The following is a 24,093-nucleotide window of genomic DNA, read 5'->3' on the forward strand; positions in this document are numbered from 1 at the left end:
ATGGACACCGGCTTCGCATTGCTGCTGATGGCAGCGCTCGTTCTGAGCGTTGTATTCAGCCTTCTTCAACAGCGCACGTACTCACGTGCAACCAAGCGCCTGGGGACCAGCTTCCTCGGCGTCAAAGACCACTTCCTCGTCTCCGGACGAGGCAAGAACTTCCTCCGGGGAGCGATCGTGCTTCTCGTCGTCGACGCATCAACGTCGCGCATCGTGGCCGCTGAGGCCATGGTGGGCAGCACCGTGATGGCGCACTTCAAGCCGCGGCCCGAGCTGATCGGTGATCTCGACACCGCCGTGCTTCGCACGAAGGAAAAGATGATGACCGCAGCCGTGGACTATGCGACCAAGCAGTACTGGGTCACGTACAAGCGCAACGTCGCAGCGGCAGCCCGCAAGTAGCGACCGTGCATGTTCGGGTGCTTCGGCATCCGGCATTGCATCGTCGTTCCTATCGGGGCATACTAAATACACATACTTGATTAACTAACGCACATAAGTGCATATAACGTGGTTTCAAAGGGGTAGTCATGGGTTACACAAACAAACTGCTTGCGCGTCAGCGTGAGGTCGGTCGTCCCGTCCGCATCGGACTCGTGGGAGCAGGCCAGATGGGCTCCGGCTTCATCGCCCAGATCGCACGTCAAAAGGGCGTCGACATCACCGCCGTCGCCGACATCGCGATCGACCGTGCCGTAAGCGCTCTCGCCAACGCCGGCATCACCGACGTCGACCAGTCGGCCGATCTTGACGCTCTCGCCGCCACGATCGAAGCGGGCGGCCACGTTGTCGTCAACGACGCTCTGACGCTCCCCAAGCTCCCCATCGACATGGTTATCGAGTGCTCGGGCGTTCCCGAGATCGCCGCCAAGGTCGCGCTGGCATCGCTGCTCGGCGGCAAGGACGTCGCCCTCATGACGGTGGAAGCAGACGTCACCGTCGGTCTCCTCTTGGCTCGCATCGCAGCGCAGACCGGCAACATCTACACGGTCTGCCGCGGCGACGAGCCCGTTGAGTGCCTCAAGCTCGTCGAGTACGTCGAAGACATCGGTCTCGACGTTGTTCTCGCCGGTAAGGGCAAGAACAACCCCCTCAACGAAACCGCTACCCCCAGCAGCCTCGAAGCAGAAGCAAAAGCCAAGGGCATGAACCCGCGGATGCTGTGCAGCTTCGTCGACGGAACCAAGACGATGATCGAGATGGCTGCCCTCGCTAACGCGGCAAACCTCGAGCTCACGAAGCGTTCGATGCACGGACCGGCCGCAACAGTGCCGACCCTGCAGGACATCTTCAAGCCCATCGAAGACGGCGGAATTCTCGACCGCAGCGGTGTTGTCGACTACGCCACTGGCCCGGTTGCTCCCGGAGTGTTCGTTGTGGCCAAGGCAACCGACCCCGTTGTTCATGAGGAGCTCAGCTACCTCAAGCTCGGCGAGGGCCCCTACTTCGCGTTCTATCGCCCGTACCACCTCGCGAGCGTCGAGGCAGTGCTCTCGATTGGTGAGGTCATGATCGACCGCCAGCCGTCGCTTGCTCCGATCGCCTGGAACGCCGATGTTTCGGCCATGGCCAAGCGTGACCTCAAGGTCGGCGAGAAGATCGACGGTATCGGTGGCGAGCACGTCTACGGCGATGCTGTTCCGGCAGCCGAGGCTAAGGCCGGGCGCGAACTGCCTATCGGTCTCGCATCGGCGGGCACGCTCATCCGTGACGTTGCCCAGGGCACCGCGGTGACCTACGACGACGTACAGCTCGACGAAACAAAAACCATTGTCATCTTGCGCAAGCTGCAGGATGCCCTTCTCGCCGATGGCCAGTTGCAGGTTCCTGCACTCGCATCGTTGCTCTCCGCCTAAGAAAGGTGACCTCTATGAACACGCAGATCGTTGCGGACCGCGAACTCGCGGCAGCCAGCCTCGCCACCATGTGGAAGATCCGCCGCTTTGAAGAAGCAGTGGAAGACCTCTACGGTCGTGGACTCATGCACGGCACCATGCACCTCTCGATCGGTCAAGAAGCCGTGCCGACCGGTGCGTGCCTCGCCCTCAACAAGGACGACTACATCACCTCGACGCACCGTGGCCACGGTCACTGCATCGCCAAGGGCGCCGACATGGAGCGCATGATGGCCGAACTCCTCGCCAAGGAAACCGGCTACTGCCGCGGACGTGGCGGCTCGATGCACATTGCGGATACCGAAACCGGAAACCTCGGCGCTAACGGCATCGTTGCCGGTGGAATCCCGATCGCGACCGGCGCAGCGCTGTCGGCCAAGATGCGCGGCACCAAGCAGGTTGCTGTGAGCTTCCACGGTGACGGTGCGATGGGTGAAGGTGCCTGGCACGAGGGTGTTGTGCTCGCGGCCATGTGGCAGCTTCCCGTGGTGTTCCTGTGCGAAAACAACCTCTACGGAATGTCGATGTCGTCGGAGAAGGCCTTCAATCTCGACCAGCTTTCTGACCGCGCAAAGGGCTACGGCATCCCCGGAGTCACCGTCGACGGTAACGATGTTCAGGCTGTCTACGATGCCACGAAGGAAGCGGTTGACCGCGCTCGTGCCGGCGGCGGACCGACCTTCATCGAAGCGAAGACGTACCGCTGGCGCGGACACTCGAAGTCAGATAAGAACCTGTACCGCACGCGCGACGAGATCGATGAGTGGCGCGGCAAGGACCCGATTCCGCACTTCGAAGCTCTGGCTCTCGCCGCCGGTGGCCTGACGCAGGCTGACATCGACGCTGTGCGCGACAACGTGCGCACCGAGCTGCGCAGTGCCGTTCAGCGCGCCAACGCTGCACCGGACGCCACTGCTGACGATCTTCTTTCCGCCGTCTACGCGAGGTAACAACGATGACTATTGAGACGACCGCGGCCCAGCCCGCAGCGGCCCCCGCAACGGCCGAGACAGTGACAATGACCTACTCTGAGGCCATTCGCGACGCTATGCGCATCGCCATGGCTAAGGACCCCGCCGTCTTCATCATGGGTGAAGACGTCGGAACCTACGGTGGCGCCTTCGGAGTGACCGGCGAGCTGATCAACGAGATCGGCCCCGACCGCATCCGCGACACCACCATCAGCGAGCTCGGCATCATGGGTGCCGGTGTCGGTGCAGCGATGACAGGCATGCGCCCGATCGTGGAGATCCAGTTCTCTGACTTCACAGCTCAGGCCATGGACCAGATCGCGAACCAGGCAGCGAAGATCCACTTCATGCTCGGCGGCGCGGTGAGCGTGCCGATGGTTATTCGCGCTCCCGGCGGTTCGGGAACGGGTGCTGCCGCGCAGCACTCGCAGAGCCTCGAAGCGTGGTTCGTGCACATTCCTGGACTCAAAGTTGTCATGCCAGCCACGGCGGATGACGCCAAGGGCCTGCTGCTGTCGGCCATCGACGACCCCAACCCGGTCATGGTTATCGAGCACAAGCTGCTCTACAAGACCTCGGGAGAGGTGCGCACGGGAGACATCCGCACTCCGCTCGGTGTCGCTGCTGTTCCTCGCGAGGGCAAGGATCTCACGATCATCGCCACCGGTGTCGAGGTGAGCCGCGCGCTCGAGGCTGCCGAGATTCTCGCCGCCGACGGTATCGAAGCAACCGTGGTCGACCCGCGCACACTCAAGCCGCTCGACAGCGACACCATCCTGCGCACCGTCAAGGCCACCGGTCGTGTCCTGCTCGTTCAAGAGGCTGTGCGTACACTCGGCTTCATGTCCGAAGTATCTGCGATCATCTCCGAGTCGGATGCCTTCGGCTACCTTCGTGCGCCGATCAAGCGTCTTGCTGGCCTCGACATTCCCATCCCGTACGCACCCAAGCTCGAACGTGCTTCGGTTCCTCAGGTTGAAGATATCGTCGCGGCAGCCACTGATCTCGTTCGGAAGTGGTGACATGTCTGAGCTGCCACTGACAATGCCCAAAATGTCCATGACCATGGAAGAGGGCACGATGGTCGCGTGGCTCAAGCAGGAAGGTGACTCGGTTCGATCCGGGGAACCGATCTGTGAGGTCGCGACCGACAAGGTCGACATGGAAGTGGAGTCGCCATTTGATGGTGTGCTCGCTCGCATCATTGCGCAGCCCGATGACGTCTACGCGGTAGGCGACACGATCGCGTTCATCACAACCGAAGCTGACGACCTGCTCGGGGGCCTCTTCGATGAGCCCGTTGTTGAGGCTCCGGCTGCGGTCGCGGCTGACGCGGCTCTGCCCGTTGCTGCGCCTGCGCCGATCGCCACCGGCTGGATCCCTGCCGTTCCGGCCGCCCGCAGTGCAGCAGAGACCGCAGGCATCGACCTCGCTACCGTGACGCCGACTGGCCCAGATAACACCGTGCGAGTCGCGGATGTCGAAGCGGCTACCGCAGCACCCGCTGCGCCAGTTGCGGCAGTTGCGGCACCGGTCGCGCCAGCCGCTCCCGTTGCTCCTGCGGTCGTTCCGACCGCTGCAGCACCCGTCGCCGCGCCAGCAGCTCCGACTGCGGCTCCGGCTGTGGCCGCCGCGCCCGCCGCAGCTCCCGCTCCCGCGGTGGACCCGGTAGAAGCTCGCCGTCTGCGCACCCGCAAGCAAGTTGCCAAGGTGATGTCGGCATCCGCTCTCGTTCCGCAGTTCACTGCCTACGTTGATCTTGATTTGTCAGCTTTGGCTGCCGTGCGCAAAACCACGCTCGGCGGCGCAAGCTGGACTGCACTCTTTGTGCGGGCTCAAGCAATCGCTCTGGCTGAGAACGCTGCGCTCAATGGCACCTGGACTGATGGGGGAGTTGCTGCCAACGAGCACATCGGAATCGCGCTCGCGATTGACTCACCATCGGGGCTCATCGCGCCGGTGCTGACGAACTCGCACGAGGGAACGCTCGCTGAGCTGGTAGCCGAAATCGCCACCGTCGTAGATGAGACGCGTAATGGCACACTGCCGCCAGCGCGCCTCGGCGGCGGAACAAGCGTATTCTCGAACCTGGGTGGATTCGGCGTGGAATCGTTCAACGCACTACTGACACCACCGCAGTCGACGGCTCTGTCGTCGGGGGCCGTCAAGCCACGCATGCGCGTGTTCGCTGATGGAACCTTCGGTGTTCGTTTGAGCTGCACGATCGGCCTCACCGTCGATCACCGTGTAGCTGACGGTGCGGATGCCGCACGCATGCTCGCGACCATCACCAACCTCGTCGCGACCCCGGAGCGCTTGCTCTAGAGCCGCAACCCGCTCGCGGGTTCCACCCCAGCGCTCCGTACGGGCGCTGTCCACCACGTTTCGAAATAGGTACCCATGTCAGAACGCACAGCCACAATCGTTTCGCCGTCCGGACTTCACGCCCGCCCCGCTGCACTGTTCACGCAGGCCGTCAGCAAGAGCGGTTTCAAGATCACTGTCGCTAAGGGTGAGAAGGCTGTCAACGCAGCCAGCATCCTCGCGGTGATCTCGCTCGGCGTTGCTCAGGGAGAAACCGTCACAATCGCTTCGGACGATGAGGGCGCTGACAGCGTTCTCGACCAGCTCGCAGAGCTGCTCGCCACCGTCGAATAACTCGCACTGCAGAAGGCCCGCACCGGCATGGTGCGGGCCTTCTGTGCGTTAAGCGCCGTTCGCCGGTGGGCGATTCTCCTTCAGTGCCGTCTAGTGCCGCCAGTGACGTCTAGTGCCGCCGGTGCCGTCTAGTGCCGCCTAGGGCCGTCTAGTGCGCGCACAAAAGCCCCGCTCCTTCCTGGGGGAGCGGGGCTTTCGGCGGCGAAGCCAGGCCGGTTAGGCCTTGGCTGCTTCTTCGTCGGATGCTGCAACAGCATCCGCTTCGACCTGAGCACGAACGATGTCGCGCTTCTTTTCGAGGCGGCTCACCCAGTAGGCGAATCCGAGGGAGAGAACGGCGAGGACCGCAATGGTCCAGCCGCCGAGGTTTGCTACTCCGAAGAACAGACCGGTCAGAGGGTTAGCTCCGTCGACGAGCGACGAGATGAGCTGTGATCCCTGGTTGTCGCTGAAGCCGGACGCTTCGGCGATGGCGGTGAACTGCGGTGCCGTTGCGGTGGCGATGAACAGGCCGATCGCAATAACGATGGCGCCACCGATGACGGAGCGCACGATGTTGCCGCGGAAGATCGGAACCATCATGGCCACGATGAACGGCAGGGTGGCAAGGTCAACGAGCGGCAGCACCTGGTTGCCCAGGGGAGCAAGCGCAATAGCGATCAACACGGTAACCGGCACGAGCACGAGCGATGTGGCGAGCACAGCGGGCTGTCCTACTGCGATCGCGGTGTCGAGTCCGATGTAGAACTTGCGGCCGGGGAAACGCTTCTGCACGAACTCGCGAGCGGAGTCGGAGACGGGGATGAGGCCTTCCATCAGGATCGACACCATGCGCGGCAGCAGCAGCAGAACGGCGGCGAGGCTGATCGCGAGAACGAGAATCGCGATCGAGTCTTCACGCGGGTCGTCGAAGCCGAAGCCAGCGAGCCCGATGATGATTCCGAGCACGAGACCGAGGATCATCGATTCGCCGAAGACACCGAAACGCTTCTCGATGGACTGCGGGTCGGCCTTCAGGTTGCGGAAGCCGGGGATGCGGTCGAAGATCCAGTTGAAGGGGATCGCGAACAGAATGTACGGCGCGCTGGTGCCGTGCGGGAACGAGATGTCGGGGAAGTTGAAGTACTTCTGAATCAGCGGCGCGGAGAGGTCGGCGAGGGCCAGAACGATCACCATGTGCACGGCGGCGGCGGCGATACCGATCCAGAAGTTGTCAGTGACGGCACCGACGAGAGCGCCGACGAGGGCGAAGTGCCAGAAATTCCAGAGGTCAATGTTGAACGTGCGGGTAAGGCCTGACCACAGCAGCAGCATGTTGACGAGGATGCCGACAGGGATAATCACCGCCCCGATGGTTGATCCGAAGGCGATGGCGGCGCTCGCGGGCCAGCCAACGTCGAGAACGGTGAGGTTCACGCCGAGGTTCACGGCGAGAGCCTGCGCGGCGGGACCAACGGTGCCGGCCATGAGGCCGATGACGAGGTTGATTCCGATGAAGCCGATACCGATGAGGACACCGGCGCGGAGGGCTTGGCTAAATTTTTGGCCAAGAATCATGCCGAAGATGGTGATGAGGATCGGCAGGGTGACCGCGGCACCGAGTGCCGTGAGATAGCTGGTGATATTCGTCAGAATATCTTCAATGATGTTCAACGTTGAACGTCCATTTCTCTGTCTGAAGTGAGTGGTGTGGGTGCGCTAGAGCGCGCTGTAATGCACCGCAATGGTTAACTGCGGTGCACGACGTAGGGGTGAATTAGGCGAACTGCTTCTCGATTTCGGCATACACCTTGTCGAGGCCCATTCCGGTAAGGAACGGGAGTCCGGCGATAACGGGGATTCCGACCGAGTCGGGCACTTGGGTAGTGGCGACGATGAAGTCTGCAGCGAGGTCGCCGCGCAGAGTGTCGGTTACTTTGCCTTGCGAGATTGTGGCGTCGAGGCCCTTGGAGGCGCAGAAATCCTTAATCTTGGTTGCAACCACGGTGGATGTTGCTACTCCGGTGCCGCAGATCACGAGGATGCGTTTTGAGGCCAATTTCGATACTCCAATGTATTCGCGAAGGACTGTTGTGACACAATTATGCACGTTTGATGTACAAATGTGTACAAGTGGTTCTTGTTTTGACTATGACAGTCACCAAGTGCCCGACAGACACGAGACTTAACCACCGCCAATGAAGGATGAGGGTTCATGAGCGACACAACCAACGCAGCTGCGGCAGACGCCAACCACGACGGCGCGACCGCGGCCGTAGTGCCCCGCGCCGATCTCAGTTTTGTGGGGCTGCGGGCCAATTCGAGTGCGGAAGTTCTCACGGCTTTCGCGACCCAAGCACTCGCAGTCGGAGCCGTGCATCCCACCTATGAGGTGGCACTTCTCGAACGCGAAAGCGCGTACCCCACCGGGCTCCCGACCGTCATCCCTGTCGCTATCCCGCACGCGGATGTCGAGCATGCCATCGAATCAGGCCTCGGGATTGCGATGCTGGCAGAGCCAGTTCACTTCGGCGAGATGGGCGGAGCCGACTCCACTGTCGCAGCCAGAGTCGCGGTGCTCATTTTGGTCACCGAGCCGCACGCGCAAACGGAGATGCTCACGCAACTCATCGCCGTGTTCCAACTCGATGGCTGGCACGAGGCTCTGAGCGCCGCCACGACTCCCGAGGAGCTCGCCTCAGCGTTCGCGGGCCTGCTGGCCTCAACGGGCCAGTAACCGCCGGCCTTGCGCCGGCCTGGCCTAGATCTGGTTGAGGAGCGCGAGCGCGAGTTCCGAGTCGACAACCAGCACGTCAAAGAGCCCACCCTTCAGCGCAGCATGGGTGCCCTCTAGTTTCTGTGCTCCGGCGGCAACGCCTACGACGGTGGGAATGTTGCCGAGCTCGTCGAGGTCGATCGCGATAACGCGGTCATTGACGACAGACTCGACCAGTTTTCCGTCGCGGTCGAAGAAGCGCGTGCAGCAGTCGCCGACGGCTCCGGATGCCGCGAACTCGCTGCGTTCTGTCTTGCTCAGGTTCATCGACTCGATGATGGCCCCGGATGCTCCGACGCCAACGTTACCGACACCGACAATGGCGATCTTGGCGCGTCGTGATGCGTTCAGAACGCCCGTGATGGAGGGCTCGCGCAGAAATGCTTCGCGGGATTCGCGGGATTCGACGACGGCGGGCGCGTAAAGGCGGCGGTGCTGCGCTCCCAGTTTGGTGGCGAGCAAGCGCACGAGAACGTTGCCGTCGCGAGCGGAATCGACGATGGAAAGCCCACCGACGAGAGGCAAGACTTCGATGTTCTCGTGGGAGGCGTCATCCGGAATCTCGTCGACGACGGCCTGAACGCTCGAACCCCAGGAGAGCGCCACGCCGCCATCGCGGGGCAGATTGTCGATGAGCCACTGGGCGCCGAGTGCGCCAACGCGGGAAAGTTGATTGTCGGCACCGGTGCTGGGGGCTACGCGGCACTCGCGCAGTCCGTAGCGGGCGACGAGCTGGGCTTCGAGGTCTTGAGCGCGGCCGAAAGGATCGTTGATGCGGATCTCGACGATGCCGTTCTTGCGGGCGTCAGCAAGAACGCGCGAGACGTTCGATCGCGAGACGCCAATCTCTTGGGCGACTTCGGCTTGTGATTTGCCCTCGAGGTAATAGAGAGTGGCTGCCTTCACAAGCATGGCCTGATTGCGTGGACTGGGTATCGGTCCATTCCTCTCTCATGCTTCGTTGCTGATTTGCACTGATTCTACTTCGGTCTTCACACCCGTGCGCGTGATTTGCAGGGTTCTGCTAGCTAGGAGTGTCGAAGGCGTGCCGGCCAACGCGCTAGTTTCCACAGGAAACATCCGAATTTTGTGAGGGCCAAACCCGGCTGGCTCACTTCTGGGGCACAGCCAAGGTTCAGGCGATCGGGAGTAAATTGGGAGGATCGGATCAGGTTACAAACCGAAGAGAAGAGAACACAATGACAAACATTCAGCGTGTAACGGTTCTAGGCACTGGAGTGCTCGGATCGCAGATCGCCTACCAAACCGCGTTCAGTGGATTTGAGGTCGTGGCATACGACATCAACGACGAGGTGCTCGAGAAGGCTCGCACTCGTTTCGACGGACTCGCAAAAACGTACGTTGACGACAGCGTCGCTGGCGCGGCAGACGGCAAGGCACAAGAAGCTCTCGGACGCGTACGATTCTCGTCCGACCTCGCCGACGCCGTTAAGGATGCTGACCTCGTCATCGAGGCCATCCCCGAGATTTTGGACCTCAAGAAGACCACGTACGCCGAGCTGGGAAAACTCGCTCCCGAACACACGATTTTCGCCACGAACTCGTCGACACTGTTGCCGAGCGACATGAAGGACTCCACTGGTCGTCCTGACAAGTTCTTGGCGCTGCACTTTGCCAACCAGATCTGGAAGTTCAACACTGCCGAGATCATGGGCACGAGCGACACCGATCCCGCAGTCTTCACTGCAGTGGTCGAATTCGCTTCGTCCATCGGAATGGTTCCCATTCCGATCCACAAGGAGAAGGCCGGCTACGTTCTCAACTCCTTGCTCGTTCCGTTCCTTAACGCTGCGGCAGAGCTCGCGGCCGATGGTTACGCAGAGCCCGCTGACGTTGACAACACGTGGCGGATTGCCACCGGCGCCCCCATGGGACCGTTCCAGATCCTTGACGTTATTGGGCTCACGACTCCGTACAACATCATGTCCCACGGCGACGAGAACACGAAGCGGTTCGCCGAGTGGATGAAGGCCGAATACATCGACAAGGGCTACCTCGGTATTTCCACCGGTCGAGGCTTTTACACCTACACGAAGTAGTGCTGAGAGGCACGGGGGTGCTCACCTTCCCCCGTGCTCTCTACCCGACCGTGTAACGTCCAGCGTTGGTCGCTAAACTTGCTTAGTGACTATTCGCCTTTATGACACTCGCAGTGCCAGCCTTCTCGACCTCGATCCCCGTGAGCCGGGCAAGGTGGGCATCTACGTCTGCGGTCCTACCGTGCAGTCGTCCCCGCACATCGGTCACCTGCGTTCGGCGCTCGTCTATGACATTTGGCGTCGTTGGCTCACCTATCGGGGGCTCGATGTCACGCTCGTGCGCAACGTCACCGACATCGACGACAAGATTTTGACCCGAGCAGCGGATGCCGCAGCCGAAGGCTCGACCGAACAGTGGTGGGCCTTGGCTTACCGTGTCGAACTCGAGTTCACCGCGGGCTACAACGAGCTCGGCATTCTGCCGCCGACCTACGAACCCCGCGCCACCGGCAACATCGGTGAGATGCGCGAGTTGATCGCCACCCTTATCGAGCGTGGCCATGCTTATGCCGCAAGCGACGACTCCGGCGACGTCTACTTCGACACCCAGTCGTGGCCCTCCTACGGTGAACTCACTCGCCAAAAGCTCGACGACATGGTCGCCGCAGCCGATGCCGACCCTCGTTCCAAGCGTGACCCCCGCGACTTTGCCCTCTGGAAGGGCAGCAAGCCGACCGAGCCTGAGTCGGCGTCATGGTCATCGCCTTGGGGCAATGGGCGTCCAGGGTGGCACATTGAGTGCTCTGCCATGTCTCGCCGGTATCTGGGCGGGGCCTTCGACATCCACGGTGGCGGCCTCGATCTGCGGTTCCCTCACCACGAGAACGAACTCGCTCAATCGACTGCGGCTGGCGACGAGTTCGCTCGCCACTGGGTGCACAACGGTATGGTCAACGTCAACGGGCAGAAGATGTCGAAATCACTCGGCAACTCGGTGTTCGCTCGCGACCTTTTGGACGCCGCTCGGCCCATCGTGGTGCGCTATTTATTGGGAGCGGCCCATTACCGCTCCACAATCGACTACACTGACACGTCACTTGCTGAAGCGGAAGCAGCCTTTGAACGCCTTGAGGTGTTCATTGAGCGTGCCTCGCGTCGACTGCGAGACACTCGCTTCGACGTCGCGAACACCACAGAGGTGCCCGAGGCATTCGGCGAGGCTATGGATGACGACCTCGCAGTGCCTCAGGCGCTCGCGGTCGTGCACGAGACGATTCGTTCGGGCAACGCTGCCCTCGACGACGGAGATCTTGCGGCGGTTGCCACCGCGCGATCACACGTGATCGCTATGGCACAGGTTTTGGGTATCAACCCACTTGATCCACGATGGGGTTCTGAGCGTTCAGAGCCAGCCGTTGCTGCTTTGTCAGTACTGGTTGAACAGCTCATTGAGGATCGCAATACGGCCCGCGCAGCAAAGGATTTTGCTGCCGCAGACCGAATCCGTGATGAACTATCAGCGGCGGGCATCGCACTAGAAGATGACTCGACCGGATCGCATTGGAGCTTGCCGTGACTGATCGGCGCTTCCGACAGGAGCAACACTCGTGAAAAACCCAGGTAACACACCCCGCGCAGGAGCGGTACGCAAGGGCCGCAAGGGCCCCCAGGTCGGCTCGGGAGGCCAGGGACGTCAGGCTCTCGAAGGTCGCAAGCCCACCCCCAAAGCTGAAGACCGCCCGTACCACCCCGCAGGCAAGCGCAAAGCTGCGGCCGAGCGCTATGAAGCAGCCGGTGGAACTCGCCGCAACGGTGGCAAGCCCTCCGAGGGCGGCCAGCGTCCGAGCCAGCCCAGCCGGTCGCGGGTAGCGAAGTCTGCCGACGAGTCTGAGATGGTCACCGGCCGTAACTCGGTGCTCGAGGCCCTTCGCGCCAAGATCCCCGCCCACACTCTCTACATGGCTGCACGCATCGAATACGATGACCGCGTCAAGGAGATCCTCAAGCTGGCGACCTCGCGCGGCATTGCCGTGCTCGAAGTGATGCGTCCAGAACTCGACCGCCTTGCCGGTTTCGACTCTGTGCACCAGGGCTTTGCCCTGAAGGTGCCGCCGTACGAGTACGCGCACCCCATGGAATTGCTCGACAAGGTAGAAGCACGCGGCCAGGTTCCGCTGCTCGTTGCCCTCGACGGCATCACCGACCCGCGCAACCTTGGCGCCATCGTGCGCTCGGTTGCCGCGTTTGGTGGCCAGGGTGTCATCGTTCCGCAGCGTCGCTCAGTCGGCATGACGGCATCCGCGTGGAAGACCTCCGCCGGTGCTGCCGCTCGCACGCCCGTTGCCATGGCTAACAACCTCACGCAGATGATCAAGGAATACAAGAAGCGCGGTGTCTTCGTGCTCGGACTTGATGGGGATGGCGACGTGTCGCTTCCCTCCTTGCCGCTGGCGAAAGAGCCCGTGCTGATCGTTGTCGGCAGCGAAGGCAAGGGTCTCTCTCGACTCGTTACCGAAAACTGTGACGCCATCGTCTCGATCCCGATCAGTGCATCGACCGAGTCGCTCAACGCCGGTATCGCCGCGAGTGTCACGCTCTACGAAATCTCGAAGCTGCGTTCAGCAGCTCGCAAAAAGAAGTAGCGTGCCGCAGGAGTGATCCTGCGCCGCAACGCAGAGAGCCGCTGCCCCCGAGGGGACAGCGGCTCTCTGCGTTTAAGGCTGCTGTTAGCTGGCGCTGACCGCGTCAAGCGCAGCCGTGATGTCGTTCATGAGGTCATCGACGTGCTCGAGCCCGACCGAGACGCGCACGATTCCCGCTCCGGGCTTCGCTTCCGACGCAACCGGGCGGTGCGTGAGTGATGCCGGATGCTGCACGAGGGTGTCGATTCCGCCGAGCGATACCGCGTGCGTGATGAGCTTTACCGACTCCGTGAACTTCGCTGCAGCGTCGTAGCCACCGGCGAGGTCAAGGGCGATGAGCGAGCCGGCACCGTCGGATTGCGTGCCGATGAGGCCTGACGGGTCCTGGCCGGGAAGGCCGGGGTAGAGCACGCGAGCGAGTGCGGGGTGGCCGTCGAGGCGACGAGCAAGCTCCCCAGCGGTCTCCTGCTGGGCGCGTACGCGCAGGGGAAGTGTGCGAAGTCCGCGGTGCAGCAGGTAGGCCGCAAACGGGTGCAGAACGCCACCGGTAAGGGCGCGAACGTTGCGCAGGGCCTTGGCGTGCTCTTCGCTTGTCGCGATAACGCCGCCCATGACATCCCCGTGGCCGCCGAGGTACTTGGTGGCGCTGTGCAGCACCATGGCTGCGCCGAGTTCGATGGGGCGCTGCAGAACGGGGGTCGCGAAGGTATTGTCCACGAGAACGGGCACGGTGCCGGCGGCTTCGACGACCTTCTTGATGTCGACGAGCTCGAGAGTGGGGTTCGCGGGCGACTCAATGATGACGAGGCCCGTGTTGGGCTGAATAGCGTTAACGATCGAGTCGGCATCCGCCCAGGTCACAGTCGTGCCGAGCAGTCCGTTGTCGAGCACGTGGTCGGTTCCGCCGTAGAGCGGGCGAACGCCCACAACGTGCGGGCGGCCGGCGGAAGCGATAGCGATGAGCACCGCGGAGAGTGCTGCCATGCCGCTGGCGTAAGCGACGGCTGCTTCAGCGCCTTCGAGGGCCGCGAGGCTGTCTTCAAAGCGAGCAACTCCGGGCTGCCACAAACGCTGGTACACCGCAGAGTGGCCATCGATGAGGGGATTTCCCGTGGCGAGGTTCTCGTAGGAGTCGCCACCCACTTCGACGCTGGGCAGCGGATTGGTCGTGGAGAGGTCAATAGAGGGAACGTGTTGACCAGATTCCTGCACGCCCTCCATTCCCGCGTGAACAGCAAGGGTTTCGATATGGATGTCGTGAGGCAGCATTACTTGATAACAGCAGAAACTTCGACGCTAATCAACTCTCCTGCAGAATCTTCACGAATTGTGTCGTTTTTCGCATAAGCTGCGACGCAGGAGGCGACCGTGAGAGAGAACACCAGTGTGCCGATCGACTCAATCGATCAAAAAATCTTAGCGAGCTTGGCCGGCAATGCTCGGATGTCCGGATCGGCGCTCTCGGCAGCAGCAGGCGTTTCCGAGTCAACAGTCTCCCAACGTCTTCGCCGGCTGCATGATGAAGGCTATTTGCGAGGCTTTCACGCTGATATCGATGTGGCCAAGCTCGGCGTGAGCGTGCAAGCTCTCATCTCGATCAAGCTCGTCAAGCACGTGCGCGAGGACGTGGATGCCTTCCGAACCGCCGCTCCCCACTGGCCTGGGGTGCTGGCCTTCTTCCACACCGGCGGCGGAGACGACTATCTCCTCCACGTTGCGGCTCACAATGCGGCAGAGCTCAGAGACTTCGTGCTCACCTATTTGGCCGGTCATCCGGCCGTGGCGCACTCCGAGACCAATCTGGTCTTCGAGCATGTGACCGGGCGCGGACTCGAGCAGCTCTTGTCGTAGCGCGTGAGGCGGCGCTAGACCTTGAGGCGCCAGTCCTCTTCGTCATCGCCACCGTCATCCGCCGCGGCTAGCTCACCCTGTATTGAGATGGGCATCGTGAACGAGCCCGTTGGCGGGTTGATCATCGTTGCCTCGTCGCGCCGGAACTGCAGAACGTTTTCTACATAGCTGCCAACCGCTTCAGCCAGCGGGATGTCGTGACCGGAATCCTGCGCGAGCTGACGACGGTGATCCAGCAGCTGGTGGAATGCCTCAGCAGGTTCAAGCTTGCCGCGCATCTCTTTCGGGATCGCGCGAATGACAGGTTCGAAGACGCGTGCTGCCCACTCGTGGGCAAGCATCTCTTCGTCCATGTCTTGCTTGTCGAACGCGGCGCGGTAGGAGTCCATGTCATTGAGCAAGCGGCGAGCTTGGTTTTCTTGAGCATCGAGACCGGTCAACCGCAGCAGACGACGTGAGTGGTGTCCAGCATCCACAACCTTCGGCTGAATGCGCACGCGGGTGCCCGAGTCTTCCGTCTTGATGGCGAGTTCTTCGATGTCAAAGCCGAGAGCGTTGAGACGCTCAACGCGCTGGTTGATGCGCCAGCGTTCTGACTGGTCGAAGCGTTCGGAACCCGTGAGTTCCTGCCACAGCGTGCGGTACTGGGCGACGATGCCATTGCTGATCTCGACGGGGTCAATGTCTTGTTCGAGTCGTCCGCCGGCCTGCAGGTCGAGCAGTTCGCCCGCAATGTTGACGCGACCGATTTCAAGGTCGTTCTCGCGTTGACCATTCGACAGCCGGTCATACAGCTGCCCGGTCTCGGCATCCACGAGGTAGGCCGCGAACGCGCCAGCGTCACGGCGGAAAAGAGTGTTGGAGAGCGAAACATCGCCCCAGAAAAAACCGACAATGTGCAGACGAACCAGCAGCACCGCCAGAGCATCGACGAGCCGGCGAGCGGTCTCTGGACGAAGGCTCTGGGAGTACACGGCCCGGTAGGGGAGTGAGAAGCGCAAGTGTCGGGTAACAAGAACCGACTTCAGTTCTTCGCCATCGGCCGCCGTGCGGTTCGTGATGATCGCGAGCGGGTCAACACAGGGAACGTCGAGTTTCTGCAGCGTGCGCAGCATCTCGTACTCGCGCTTGGCGAGCTCGCTCGAGGTCTCTTTGATCGCCACGACGTAGCCGCTGAGATTGGCAAAGCGCACGAGGTGTCGCGAAATACCCTTCGGCAGGATCGCGATGGAATCATCGGGCCACAGCTCAAGCGGCAACTCCCACGGCAGGTCCAGCAGGGCCGGATCGACGGTGGCGGCGGTGATGTTGACAGAACCAGTCATTCACGTGTCCTTGAAAATAGAACGAGCCCGCCAAACATCCGAACTGGGTTCGACGTCGACGGGCTCGATCGTAAAGCGGAAGTTAGCTTGCGACTACAGGCTTCTTGGTGAGGCGCAGGCCCGACTCGGTGTCGAACACGTGCACGTGGTGAGGCTCAGGGGTCAAGAAGACCTTGTCGCCAGCGTTCGGGTGCGAGCGGCCATCAACGCGAGCAACGATGTCAACACGCTCACCCTTGATCTCTGCGTGACCGTAGAGGTAACCGTCAGCACCGAGTTCTTCAACCAGGTCAACATCAACGGGAAGACCGTTGCCCGTCGTCGAAACAATGACGTCTTCAGGACGGATGCCGATGGTGACGGTCTTAGCGTCGGTTTCGCCGAGGGTCTCAGCGTCAACCGCAACAACAGCGTCGCCGAACTGCAAGCCACCGTCGACAATGTCAACGCTGAAGAGGTTCATGGCTGGGCTGCCGATGAAGCCAGCAACGAAGATGTTCTGCGGTGCTTCGTACAGGTCGCGAGGAGTACCAACCTGCTGGAGGATGCCATCCTTGAGCACAGCGATGCGGTCACCCATGGTGAGCGCTTCGGTCTGGTCGTGAGTCACGTAAACCGTGGTGACTCCGAGGCGACGCTGCAGGCTAGCGATCTGCGTACGAGTCTGAACGCGAAGCTTGGCGTCCAAGTTCGACAGCGGCTCATCCATGAGGAAGACCTGAGGCTGGCGAACGATGGCGCGACCCATGGCAACGCGCTGACGCTGACCACCCGAGAGTGCCTTGGGCTTGCGGCTCAAGTAGGGCTCGAGGTCAAGAAGCTTCGCTGCTTCGAGTACGCGAGCGGCGCGCTCTTCCTTGTTGATGCCAGCGATCTTGAGCGCGAAGCCCATGTTCTCGGCAACCGTCATGTGTGGGTAAAGCGCGTAGTTCTGGAAGACCATGGCGATGTCGCGGTCTTTCGGCGGAACGTCGGTGACGTCGCGGTCGCCGATGAGGATGCTGCCATCGTTGACCTCTTCAAGGCCGGCGAGCATGCGAAGGCTGGTGGACTTACCGCAACCCGATGGGCCGACAAGTACGAGGAATTCGCCGTCTTCTACGTGAAGATTCAGCTTGTCTACAGCGGGGACCGTTGATCCCGGGTAGAGACGTGTTGCGTTGTCAAAAGTTACAGACGCCATTGTTCTAGTTTTCTCCTTCACCGGCAGGTACGTGCCGGACGATCCGTAGTGATGGACAGCGATCGAAATCGCGTTTCGTCATTATTGCACTCTTTTGGGGGGTGGATGACAGAGTGGTCCACCCCAGAACAGTGCGCATCTTAGGATTCGGTTGGGCAATTCCCAGAGATTTCTCCTAGGATTCGAGAGGTGCGCCGTCATTTCTGGGCGCCCCACACAGCGATATACACGGCAGATGAGGTTCGATTGAGCAACGGCAACCCCGGCGACAGCCGACTCAGCAAGAATGAGCGGCGCGAAGCAGCGCGCGAAAAGGCTCGCATTCAGCGTGACGAACAGAAGAAGAAGGATCGCCGCACGAAGTGGATTCTTCAGGGCAGCGTTGGCCTCGCGCTCGTCGCCATCGTCGCAGTAATCGCGCTCGTACTCGTGAACTCAAACCAGCCAGCAGGCCCAGGCCCGCAGAACTTTGCTAGCGACGGAATCCAGCTCAATCAGGGCTTCATCGCGACGACATCCGACGCTCAAGCAGCAGACGCTGAGCCCATCGCGAACGATCGCGATGAAGAATCGGGCGTTCTCGACATCCAGATGTATGTCGACTACCTGTGCCCGATTTGTGGTTCTTTCGAGCAGACCAACGGTGCCTACATTGAGAGCCTCGTTGCCAACGGTGCCGCAACTCTCGAAGTGCACCCGATCACGATTCTTGACCGTCTTTCGCAGGGTCAGCGTTACTCGTCACGTGCGGTCAACGCCGTTGCGTGTGTTGCAGACACTTCGCCGAACGACTTCTACGCGTACCACTCGCTGCTTCTCACCGAAGAGGTGCAGCCTGAAGAGAACACGAGCGGTCTCAGCAACGAAGAGCTCATCGAACTCTTGGATGTCGCCGGCGTCGAAAGCACCGACGCGATCGCCGAGTGCATCACCGATGAGAGCTTCAAGTCGTGGGTGAGCAACTCAACTGCTCGCGCTCTTTCGGACCCCATCCCCAACTCTGACGTCGGAGCGGTCACCGGAACCCCGACCGTTCTCGTCAACGGAATCAAGTACGAGGGTGCAGTAAACGACCTCGTCAGCTTCCAGGCATTCGTTACTCAAGCTGCCGGTGATGACTTCATCGAAAGCTCAACGCCTACGCCTACGCCGACACCTACTCCGTAGCTCGCGCTAGCGCACGAAACGGGCCCCCGATCCGGTTGGATCGGGGGCCCGTTTCGTTGTGCAGAGGAGCGCTGATTATCCGAAGGTGTACGAATACGCTTCGACGGGAAGCTGTAGATGTTGGTGCCCGATGAACACTTCTCGTGGCCGCCATAGTTCACGAACGAGCTTCTCGGTGGTCTGGTAGCTATCTTCACCGAACGTGATGTGACGGCCAACGACCTCAGCGCCAGCCTTGACGTTGGCCGGAACCTTCTCAAGGCGTACTCGGGGGAGTGGGCGTCGATGACGTTTAGGCCGAGGTCCTTGTTCTGCTCGTTGACGAGACCGCCCAAGTTGAGCTGTTCTGCAATCTGTGCTGAATTGCTGAATTGCTGAATTGGTCTTTCAGTGCGCTCGTGGTTTCGGGAGGGAGGCCGAGAGCGAGAGCGTTCACACCGCAAACGCAACCGTTTACCTCATCGATGGTGTCCTCACCCCCGGTGCGTATTTTGTAGCAAAACTTACGGGGATCCGCGCCTGGCGCGGGTCCCCGTTTGTGCGTTAGGGCCCGTAGTTGCAGGGTTTCTGGTGCATCGCCACGGGGTAGACGCGGGGCTCTAGGGTCGTGAGGGCGATGCGCTTTCGTTACCTCGAGGCTTGACTTTCTTCCCTTGGCAGAGTTATTTTCTCTAGGTGAGCAATGAAGCCGTAAGCCGATTCGATGAGGCAACCTCTGTACGTGCGCAGGTCTTGACCATGCTGCGCGACAGCGGACCGTTGCCCCGAATTGAACTCGCCCGCCGCGCTCACCTCAGCCCCACCACCATCACCCGTGCCGTCAGCCAGCTCGTTGACGAAGGCGTGATCGTCGAGGGCAACTCGATCTCACCGACCAAGCTCGGTCGGCCCGCCACCGAGATTTCGATCGTCCGCGACGCGTTCGTCGTCGTCGGCGTTCAAGTGGGCGTCGGCTTCGTTCAGCTCGGTCTTATCGACCTGCTGGGCGGCACTGTGGCATCCAGCTCGCTCAGCTACGACATCGAGACCCCCGCCACCGAGGTCATGGTGGAGGCCGCGACCGCGATCAACGAACTTATAGCGGCATCGGAATATGACCAGTCGATGGTCATCGGCGTTGGAGTGGCCGTTCCTGGTCCCGTGGATGTCGCGGGCCGAAGCATCCTGCTCCCCATCAACCTGGACTGGCGCGATGTTCCCGTCGCCGACATCCTCGAACCGCTCACCGGACTTCCTGTCACCGTCGAGCACAACGTTCGCTCAATGGCGCTCGCCGAAGCCCGCTTCGGTGTCGCCAAAGACCTCGGCAGCGTTGCGTTCATCTACTTGCGCACCGGCCTCGGCGCCGGCCTCGTCGTTGAGGGGCAGCCCTTCGCTGGCGGCGTGCGTGGGGCCATTGAACTCGGTCACTTGCACGTTATCGACAACGGCATCGACTGCGTCTGCGGCGGAAACGGATGCCTCGAAACCATCGTGAGCGAAGGTGCCCTGCAGCGCCAGCTCGCCGAAGCCGGGCTCTCGAGCAACGGCGGGGGAGCGCTCACCGCGCTGTACGCCGCGGCGGACACGAACGAGACCGCGCGAGCATCCATCGACTCGATCATCACCCAGTTGGCTACCGCAACATCGGCCATCGTCAACCTGCTCAACCCCGACGTGATTCTGCTGGGGGGCGCGCTCGCCGAGGTGCCCGAGGCTTTCTTCGAGCGCCTGACCGAACAGACCCGCCAACAAGTGTTTCCGCTCATCCGCCCTCTCGTTCGTATCGAGCCATCGTCGCTCGGCATGTACGCGGGAGTGCTCGGAGGCGGAACCGCTGCGCTTGAACGCTATTTCTACATCTAAACCACAACTTCTCCATCGAACCAAGAGGACCGGACAATGACGTCGAACAGGAACGTGACATGACAGATCGAAAGGCCGAACCAGAGGCCCTGACCATGGCAACACCGACAGCTATCGCTGAGGACACCGAAAAGGGCGAGCGTTCTCTCAAAGGGCTGTACGTCATCACGTTCTTCCTGGGCATTGGAATCTGGACGCTGAGCGCCGTACTCTCGCGCAACGCGCTCATCCCGACGCCCATCGATGTCGTTGCCAGCTTTGCGGAGCTCATCGCCAATGGAACCCTCTGGGGCCACACCGTGACGAGCCTCAGCCGAGTCACGACCGGATTCCTCCTCGGTGTCGCGCTGGCCATTCCCGCCGGCTTCCTCATGGGCTGGTACTGGCTGGCGCGGGGGTTGCTTGAGCCGTGGATTCAGTTCTTCCGCACCATCCCGCCGCTCGCGCTCATCCCGCTGGTCATCGTGATCCTCGGAATCGGTGAGACCGCGAAGATCTTCGTGATCTTCCTCGCCGCGTTCCTCTCCTGCGTGCTCGCGACCTTCCAGGGAGTGCGCAACGTGGACATCACCCTCATCAATGCCGCGCGAGTGCTCGGCGCCAAGGACTTCACGATCTTCACCCGCGTTGTCATTCCGGCATCCACCCCGTTCATCTTCGTCGGAATGCGCGTCGCGCTCGGTGCCTCGTGGGCGACCCTCGTGGCCTCGGAGCTGATCGCCGCCCCGACGGGTCTTGGACGGATGATGCAGCAAGCCGCCCAGTTCTTGCAAACCGACCGCATCGTCGTCGGCATCATCATGATCGGTGCGCTCGGCTTCATCATGGACCGTTTGCTTCTTCTCGCCGAACGGCGACTTACTCGCTGGCAGGAGACTCGCTAATGCCTCTCATCTCGATCAAAGACGTCACCAAGATCTACAACACGGAGCGCGGCCGCACGGTCAGCCTCGACCACGTCAGCCTCGACGTGGAGCAGGGCGAGTTCATCACTCTCGTCGGGCCAAGTGGCTGCGGCAAGTCCACGATGCTCAACCTCGTCGGCGGCTTGCTCATGCCGACCTCTGGTCAAGTGCTCGTGAACGATGAACCCGTCAAGGGGCCCGGCCCCGACCGCGGTGTAATCTTTCAGCAGTACGCGCTGTTCCCGTGGCTTACCGCTCAAGAAAACGTTGAGTTCGGGCTTCGCCTGCAGAAGGTCCCCAAGAAGGAGCGGGCCGAACGTGCCATGCACTACTTGAGCCTCGTCGGTCTTCAAGACTTCGCCAACGCGCTGCCCAAGGAACTTTCGGGCGGTATGAAGCAGCGTGCGGCAATTGCGCGGGCCTACGCCGTGCATCCATCAGTACTGCTCATGGATGAGCCGTTCGGTGCCCTTGACGCCCTCACCCGGGTTCAGATGCAGGATGACCTGCTCGAGACCTGGGAAAAAGAAAAGCGCACCGTGGTGTTCATCACCCACGACGTTGACGAGGCCGTGTACCTCGCCAGCCGCGTGGTGGTCATGAGCCCACGCCCCGGTCGCATCAGCGAAATTATCGACGTTCCCCTCGCGTATCCACGCGGGGAGGAGATTCGGCTCTCTCCCGAGTTTGCCGAGATCCGCGCCAGAGTGTGGCGCGGAGTGCACCACCACGAATGACCCAACCAATCATTACCAACCAATCATCTCCAATCACAGGCAAGGACGCCCCATGAAGAAGAAAATGCTCGGCGCGGCAGCAGTCGCCGCAACATTTGCTCTCGCATTGACCGGTTGCACGACGGATGCCGGTAGCAACGAGAGCGGCGAAGAACTCGTCGCCATCAACGTCGGCTACATCGACACCAGCATCAACGGTGTCGGCATTATTGCCGTCGCTAATGAACAAGATCTCTGGACCAAGGCTGGCCTCGACGTCAACCTCGTTCCCTTCACCAACGGCCCGACCCAGATCCAGGCTATGGCCAGTGGCTCGCTCGACGTCGGTTACATCGGTGGTGGCGCCATGTGGATGCCCGCCTCAGGCCAGGGCACCGTGATCACCCCCAACGAGAGCACCTTTGGTGACTTCCTCATTGCTTCGCCCGAGTCGGGTGCAACCGAAATGGCCGACCTCAAGGGACTCAAGATTGGTGTTCCGGATGGCGGATCGGGCGAAATGATTCTCGCACTCGCCCTCGAAGAAGCCGGCCTCACCGAAGCTGACATCGAGCGCATCCCGCTGGACCCGCCGAGCGTCGTTTCGGCATTCGTTGCTGGCCAGATCGATGTCGCAGCAATCTTCTCGCCCTTGAGCGACCAGATCTTCGAGTCGGTTCCTGATGCTCAGGTCATTGCTAACAACGTCGACTTCCCCGAAACCGAGTTCCTCGGAGCCTGGGTTGCCTCGAACGACGCGATTGCCGACAAGAGCGAAGCGCTTACCCGCTTCCTCGAGGTCTTCATCGAAGCGAACGACTACCGCATCTCCGACACTGAAGACACTGTCGCTCTCTCTGCTGCGCTCTCGGGTGCTCCCGCAGAACAGCTTCAGAGCCAGGCCGATGGGCTCGAATGGTGGACATCTGACCAGATCTTGGCTGACAACGCCGACGGATCAACCTACGAGCGTTTCGGTTCCTTCACGCAGCTGTTCCTTGACGTCGGTCGCCTGACGGCAGACGAAGCTGCAGCACCGGAGGACTTCATCAACGTCGACCTCTTCGCCGCAGCCAAAGACAACCTCAAGTGACCGGTCGGCTAGGGACCGGTGCTCCGGTCCGAATAGGGATCGTGGGCGCCGGCTTCGTAGCCGACTTCTACCTTCGAGCACTCGGCAGCATCCGCGGGCATGACGTAACAGTTGTTGCGGCACGCTCGGCGGAGTCGGGGGCAGCATTCGCGGAACGCTTTGGCATTCCGGTAGTTGTCTCCACTGTCGCTGAACTCGTGGAGCGCGACGATGTCGACATCGTCATCGTCGCGCTCCCGCAAGACCAACACGTGGCAGTTGTTGCCGCTGCGGCGGCCGCGGGCAAGGGCATCATTTGCACCAAGCCGCTCGGCCGTAACTCCGCCGAAGCTGCCGAGTGTCTGCGACTCGTTCGCGACGCAGGCGTCTGGCACGCCTACGCCGAAACCGAAGTGTTTGCTCCGGGTCTCGTGAAAGCGAAAGAACTCGTGGATGCCGGCGCCGTTGGCCGAGTGACCTCGGTTCGAGCGCGGGAATCTCACGGGCATCCGCACAAGCATGCTCGCGATGTATCGCGTTCGGGCGGCGGACCACTGCGCGCTCTCGGCTGCCACTGTGTAGCCATCGGGCGCTGGTTCATCGGCTATGACACCGCTCCCAAGGAAGTCTTCGCGTGGGGTGCACGCCTCTCGCGCGACGACGTCGAAACGGAAGACACCGCTGTGGCGCTCATCCGTTTCGAGGATGACCGCATGGCCCAGGTCGAAGTGAGCTGGGGCCACATTGCCGGGCTGGATGTGCGCAACGAGATTCACGGAACCGCGGGCTGGATCGGCACCGACGAGACCGGTGAGACAGGCATCCGTGCCTTCGCCGGAAACCCCGCCGACTATGTCGTCGAAAAAGCGGGAGCCGCAACCGGCTGGATCACTCCCGTGCCCGACGAGCCCTGGGTGTACGGCTACCACGGAGAACTCACCCACTTTGTGGAGTGCTACCGCGCTGGCACCACGCCGCGCCAAACCTTTGTCGATGGCTACATCGACAACGCAATCATTGATGCCGCGTATCGCTCCATGGAGGTCGGAACCTGGGTTCCGATCGACATGTCCGCGGTCTAACGCAGCACGCTGAACGACGAAAGAAC

At 61.5% G+C, this 24,093-nt stretch carries 24 protein-coding genes; 18 read left to right on the plus strand and 6 right to left on the minus strand.

Going from position 1 to position 24,093, the window contains the following annotated elements:
* The 6 genes from I6E51_RS04470 (at position 1) to I6E51_RS04495 (ending at position 5,524) form a co-directional block, all read left to right on the plus strand.
* The gene (locus tag I6E51_RS04470) at positions 1-402 is read left to right on the plus strand and encodes a transcriptional regulator GutM (protein WP_197106306.1); all 402 of its coding nucleotides are present in this window, start codon (positions 1-3) and stop codon (positions 400-402) included.
* A 128-nt stretch (positions 403-530) separates the two neighbouring features.
* Positions 531-1,856 carry an NAD(P)H-dependent oxidoreductase gene (locus tag I6E51_RS04475; RefSeq protein WP_197109552.1) on the plus strand — a complete coding sequence of 442 codons (1,326 nt, stop codon included), beginning with the start codon at positions 531-533 and terminating at the stop codon, positions 1,854-1,856.
* 14 nt (positions 1,857-1,870) lie between these two features.
* Positions 1,871-2,845: a thiamine pyrophosphate-dependent dehydrogenase E1 component subunit alpha gene (locus I6E51_RS04480; protein WP_197106304.1), complete on the plus strand. Its 975-nt coding sequence runs from the start codon at positions 1,871-1,873 to the stop codon at positions 2,843-2,845.
* Positions 2,846-2,850: 5 nt separating this feature from the next.
* On the plus strand, positions 2,851-3,888 hold the full coding sequence (locus I6E51_RS04485) for an alpha-ketoacid dehydrogenase subunit beta (RefSeq protein WP_231599651.1): 1,038 nt from the start codon (positions 2,851-2,853) through the stop codon (positions 3,886-3,888).
* Between the two features lie 22 nt (positions 3,889-3,910).
* Complete coding sequence (locus I6E51_RS14485; RefSeq protein ID WP_304610923.1) at positions 3,911-5,191, plus strand: dihydrolipoamide acetyltransferase family protein; 1,281 nt, start codon at positions 3,911-3,913, stop codon at positions 5,189-5,191.
* A 75-nt stretch (positions 5,192-5,266) separates the two neighbouring features.
* The gene (locus I6E51_RS04495) at positions 5,267-5,524 is read left to right on the plus strand and encodes an HPr family phosphocarrier protein (protein ID WP_197106302.1); all 258 of its coding nucleotides are present in this window, start codon (positions 5,267-5,269) and stop codon (positions 5,522-5,524) included.
* 216 nt (positions 5,525-5,740) lie between these two features.
* Here I6E51_RS04495 and I6E51_RS04500 read toward each other — a convergent pair whose 3' ends face one another.
* Together I6E51_RS04500 and I6E51_RS04505 are read right to left on the minus strand one after the other, a co-directional pair.
* A complete protein-coding gene (locus tag I6E51_RS04500; protein ID WP_197106301.1) occupies positions 5,741-7,177 on the minus strand; it encodes a PTS galactitol transporter subunit IIC in 1,437 nt (478 codons plus the stop codon).
* Positions 7,178-7,280: 103 nt separating this feature from the next.
* Positions 7,281-7,562 (minus strand): PTS sugar transporter subunit IIB, encoded by a 282-nt coding sequence (locus I6E51_RS04505; RefSeq protein ID WP_197106300.1) that lies wholly within the window; start codon positions 7,560-7,562, stop codon positions 7,281-7,283.
* A 156-nt stretch (positions 7,563-7,718) separates the two neighbouring features.
* On the opposite strand from I6E51_RS04505, the gene I6E51_RS04510 reads away from it, so the two are divergent.
* The gene (locus I6E51_RS04510) at positions 7,719-8,240 is read left to right on the plus strand and encodes a PTS sugar transporter subunit IIA (RefSeq protein ID WP_197109554.1); all 522 of its coding nucleotides are present in this window, start codon (positions 7,719-7,721) and stop codon (positions 8,238-8,240) included.
* Between the two features lie 24 nt (positions 8,241-8,264).
* Here the strand turns inward: I6E51_RS04510 and I6E51_RS04515 are convergent, their stop codons facing one another.
* Entirely contained in the window at positions 8,265-9,185 is a 921-nt protein-coding gene (locus I6E51_RS04515) for a sugar-binding transcriptional regulator (RefSeq protein WP_197218709.1), read from the minus strand.
* 293 nt (positions 9,186-9,478) lie between these two features.
* Between I6E51_RS04515 and I6E51_RS04520 the strand changes: the two genes are divergently transcribed.
* The 3 genes from I6E51_RS04520 to rlmB all read left to right on the plus strand — a co-directional run bounded on the left by I6E51_RS04520 (position 9,479) and on the right by rlmB (position 12,921).
* Positions 9,479-10,339: a 3-hydroxyacyl-CoA dehydrogenase gene (locus I6E51_RS04520; protein ID WP_197109555.1), complete on the plus strand. Its 861-nt coding sequence runs from the start codon at positions 9,479-9,481 to the stop codon at positions 10,337-10,339.
* A gap of 85 nt (positions 10,340-10,424) precedes the next feature.
* Positions 10,425-11,855 (plus strand): cysteine--tRNA ligase, encoded by a 1,431-nt coding sequence (cysS, locus tag I6E51_RS04525; protein WP_197109556.1) that lies wholly within the window; start codon positions 10,425-10,427, stop codon positions 11,853-11,855.
* A gap of 31 nt (positions 11,856-11,886) precedes the next feature.
* Positions 11,887-12,921: a 23S rRNA (guanosine(2251)-2'-O)-methyltransferase RlmB gene (rlmB, locus tag I6E51_RS04530; protein ID WP_197106295.1), complete on the plus strand. Its 1,035-nt coding sequence runs from the start codon at positions 11,887-11,889 to the stop codon at positions 12,919-12,921.
* An 84-nt stretch (positions 12,922-13,005) separates the two neighbouring features.
* On the opposite strand, the gene I6E51_RS04535 is transcribed toward rlmB, so the two are convergent.
* Positions 13,006-14,190 (minus strand): PLP-dependent aspartate aminotransferase family protein, encoded by a 1,185-nt coding sequence (locus I6E51_RS04535; RefSeq protein ID WP_197109557.1) that lies wholly within the window; start codon positions 14,188-14,190, stop codon positions 13,006-13,008.
* A gap of 99 nt (positions 14,191-14,289) precedes the next feature.
* Between I6E51_RS04535 and I6E51_RS04540 the strand changes: the two genes are divergently transcribed.
* Positions 14,290-14,772 (plus strand): Lrp/AsnC family transcriptional regulator, encoded by a 483-nt coding sequence (locus tag I6E51_RS04540; protein ID WP_197109558.1) that lies wholly within the window; start codon positions 14,290-14,292, stop codon positions 14,770-14,772.
* A gap of 14 nt (positions 14,773-14,786) precedes the next feature.
* Here the strand turns inward: I6E51_RS04540 and I6E51_RS04545 are convergent, their stop codons facing one another.
* Positions 14,787-16,097, minus strand: a complete 1,311-nt coding sequence (locus I6E51_RS04545) for a DUF4032 domain-containing protein (RefSeq protein WP_197106292.1) — start codon at positions 16,095-16,097, stop codon at positions 14,787-14,789.
* An 82-nt stretch (positions 16,098-16,179) separates the two neighbouring features.
* Positions 16,180-17,280, minus strand: a complete 1,101-nt coding sequence (locus tag I6E51_RS04550; RefSeq protein ID WP_197106291.1) for an ABC transporter ATP-binding protein — start codon at positions 17,278-17,280, stop codon at positions 16,180-16,182.
* Positions 17,281-17,526: 246 nt separating this feature from the next.
* Between I6E51_RS04550 and I6E51_RS04555 the strand changes: the two genes are divergently transcribed.
* From I6E51_RS04555 to I6E51_RS04585, 7 genes are all read left to right on the plus strand, one after another.
* Positions 17,527-18,447: a thioredoxin domain-containing protein gene (locus tag I6E51_RS04555; protein WP_231599652.1), complete on the plus strand. Its 921-nt coding sequence runs from the start codon at positions 17,527-17,529 to the stop codon at positions 18,445-18,447.
* Between the two features lie 241 nt (positions 18,448-18,688).
* Positions 18,689-18,736: a hypothetical protein gene (locus I6E51_RS14635; protein ID WP_368855205.1), complete on the plus strand. Its 48-nt coding sequence runs from the start codon at positions 18,689-18,691 to the stop codon at positions 18,734-18,736.
* Positions 18,737-19,122: 386 nt separating this feature from the next.
* Complete coding sequence (locus I6E51_RS04565) at positions 19,123-20,292, plus strand: ROK family transcriptional regulator (protein ID WP_197109559.1); 1,170 nt, start codon at positions 19,123-19,125, stop codon at positions 20,290-20,292.
* Between the two features lie 59 nt (positions 20,293-20,351).
* Positions 20,352-21,176, plus strand: coding sequence for an ABC transporter permease (locus I6E51_RS04570; RefSeq protein WP_231599653.1), 825 nt, complete (start codon positions 20,352-20,354; stop codon positions 21,174-21,176).
* A complete protein-coding gene (locus tag I6E51_RS04575; RefSeq protein ID WP_197106288.1) occupies positions 21,176-21,934 on the plus strand; it encodes an ABC transporter ATP-binding protein in 759 nt (252 codons plus the stop codon). The genes I6E51_RS04570 and I6E51_RS04575 overlap by 1 nt, the downstream gene beginning before the upstream one ends.
* 52 nt (positions 21,935-21,986) lie before the next feature.
* On the plus strand, positions 21,987-23,006 hold the full coding sequence (locus I6E51_RS04580; RefSeq protein ID WP_197106287.1) for an ABC transporter substrate-binding protein: 1,020 nt from the start codon (positions 21,987-21,989) through the stop codon (positions 23,004-23,006).
* Positions 23,003-24,067 carry a Gfo/Idh/MocA family protein gene (locus I6E51_RS04585; protein ID WP_197109560.1) on the plus strand — a complete coding sequence of 355 codons (1,065 nt, stop codon included), beginning with the start codon at positions 23,003-23,005 and terminating at the stop codon, positions 24,065-24,067. Before I6E51_RS04580 ends, I6E51_RS04585 begins: the two co-directional genes overlap by 4 nt.
* The last annotated feature ends 26 nt before the right edge of the window (positions 24,068-24,093 follow it).

Source organism: Salinibacterium sp. NSLL17 (assembly GCF_015864935.1).
Lineage (GTDB): Bacteria > Actinomycetota > Actinomycetes > Actinomycetales > Microbacteriaceae > Rhodoglobus.

Excerpts from the sequence above, each read along its gene's own strand:
- I6E51_RS04550 (WP_197106291.1), bottom strand. The coding sequence starts at position 17,280 with ATGGCGTCTGTAACTTTTGACAACGCAACACGTCTCTACCCGGGATCA.
- I6E51_RS04485 (WP_231599651.1), top strand. The coding sequence starts at position 2,851 with ATGACTATTGAGACGACCGCGGCCCAGCCCGCAGCGGCCCCCGCAACG.
- I6E51_RS14485 (WP_304610923.1), top strand. The coding sequence starts at position 3,911 with ATGCCCAAAATGTCCATGACCATGGAAGAGGGCACGATGGTCGCGTGG.
- I6E51_RS04535 (WP_197109557.1), bottom strand. The coding sequence starts at position 14,190 with ATGCTGCCTCACGACATCCATATCGAAACCCTTGCTGTTCACGCGGGA.
- I6E51_RS04570 (WP_231599653.1), top strand. The coding sequence starts at position 20,352 with ATGACAGATCGAAAGGCCGAACCAGAGGCCCTGACCATGGCAACACCG.
- I6E51_RS04545 (WP_197106292.1), bottom strand. The coding sequence starts at position 16,097 with ATGACTGGTTCTGTCAACATCACCGCCGCCACCGTCGATCCGGCCCTG.
- I6E51_RS04475 (WP_197109552.1), top strand. The coding sequence starts at position 531 with ATGGGTTACACAAACAAACTGCTTGCGCGTCAGCGTGAGGTCGGTCGT.
- I6E51_RS04510 (WP_197109554.1), top strand. The coding sequence starts at position 7,719 with ATGAGCGACACAACCAACGCAGCTGCGGCAGACGCCAACCACGACGGC.
- I6E51_RS04470 (WP_197106306.1), top strand. The coding sequence starts at position 1 with ATGGACACCGGCTTCGCATTGCTGCTGATGGCAGCGCTCGTTCTGAGC.
- I6E51_RS04480 (WP_197106304.1), top strand. The coding sequence starts at position 1,871 with ATGAACACGCAGATCGTTGCGGACCGCGAACTCGCGGCAGCCAGCCTC.
- I6E51_RS04520 (WP_197109555.1), top strand. The coding sequence starts at position 9,479 with ATGACAAACATTCAGCGTGTAACGGTTCTAGGCACTGGAGTGCTCGGA.
- I6E51_RS04495 (WP_197106302.1), top strand. The coding sequence starts at position 5,267 with ATGTCAGAACGCACAGCCACAATCGTTTCGCCGTCCGGACTTCACGCC.
- I6E51_RS04580 (WP_197106287.1), top strand. The coding sequence starts at position 21,987 with ATGAAGAAGAAAATGCTCGGCGCGGCAGCAGTCGCCGCAACATTTGCT.
- I6E51_RS04575 (WP_197106288.1), top strand. The coding sequence starts at position 21,176 with ATGCCTCTCATCTCGATCAAAGACGTCACCAAGATCTACAACACGGAG.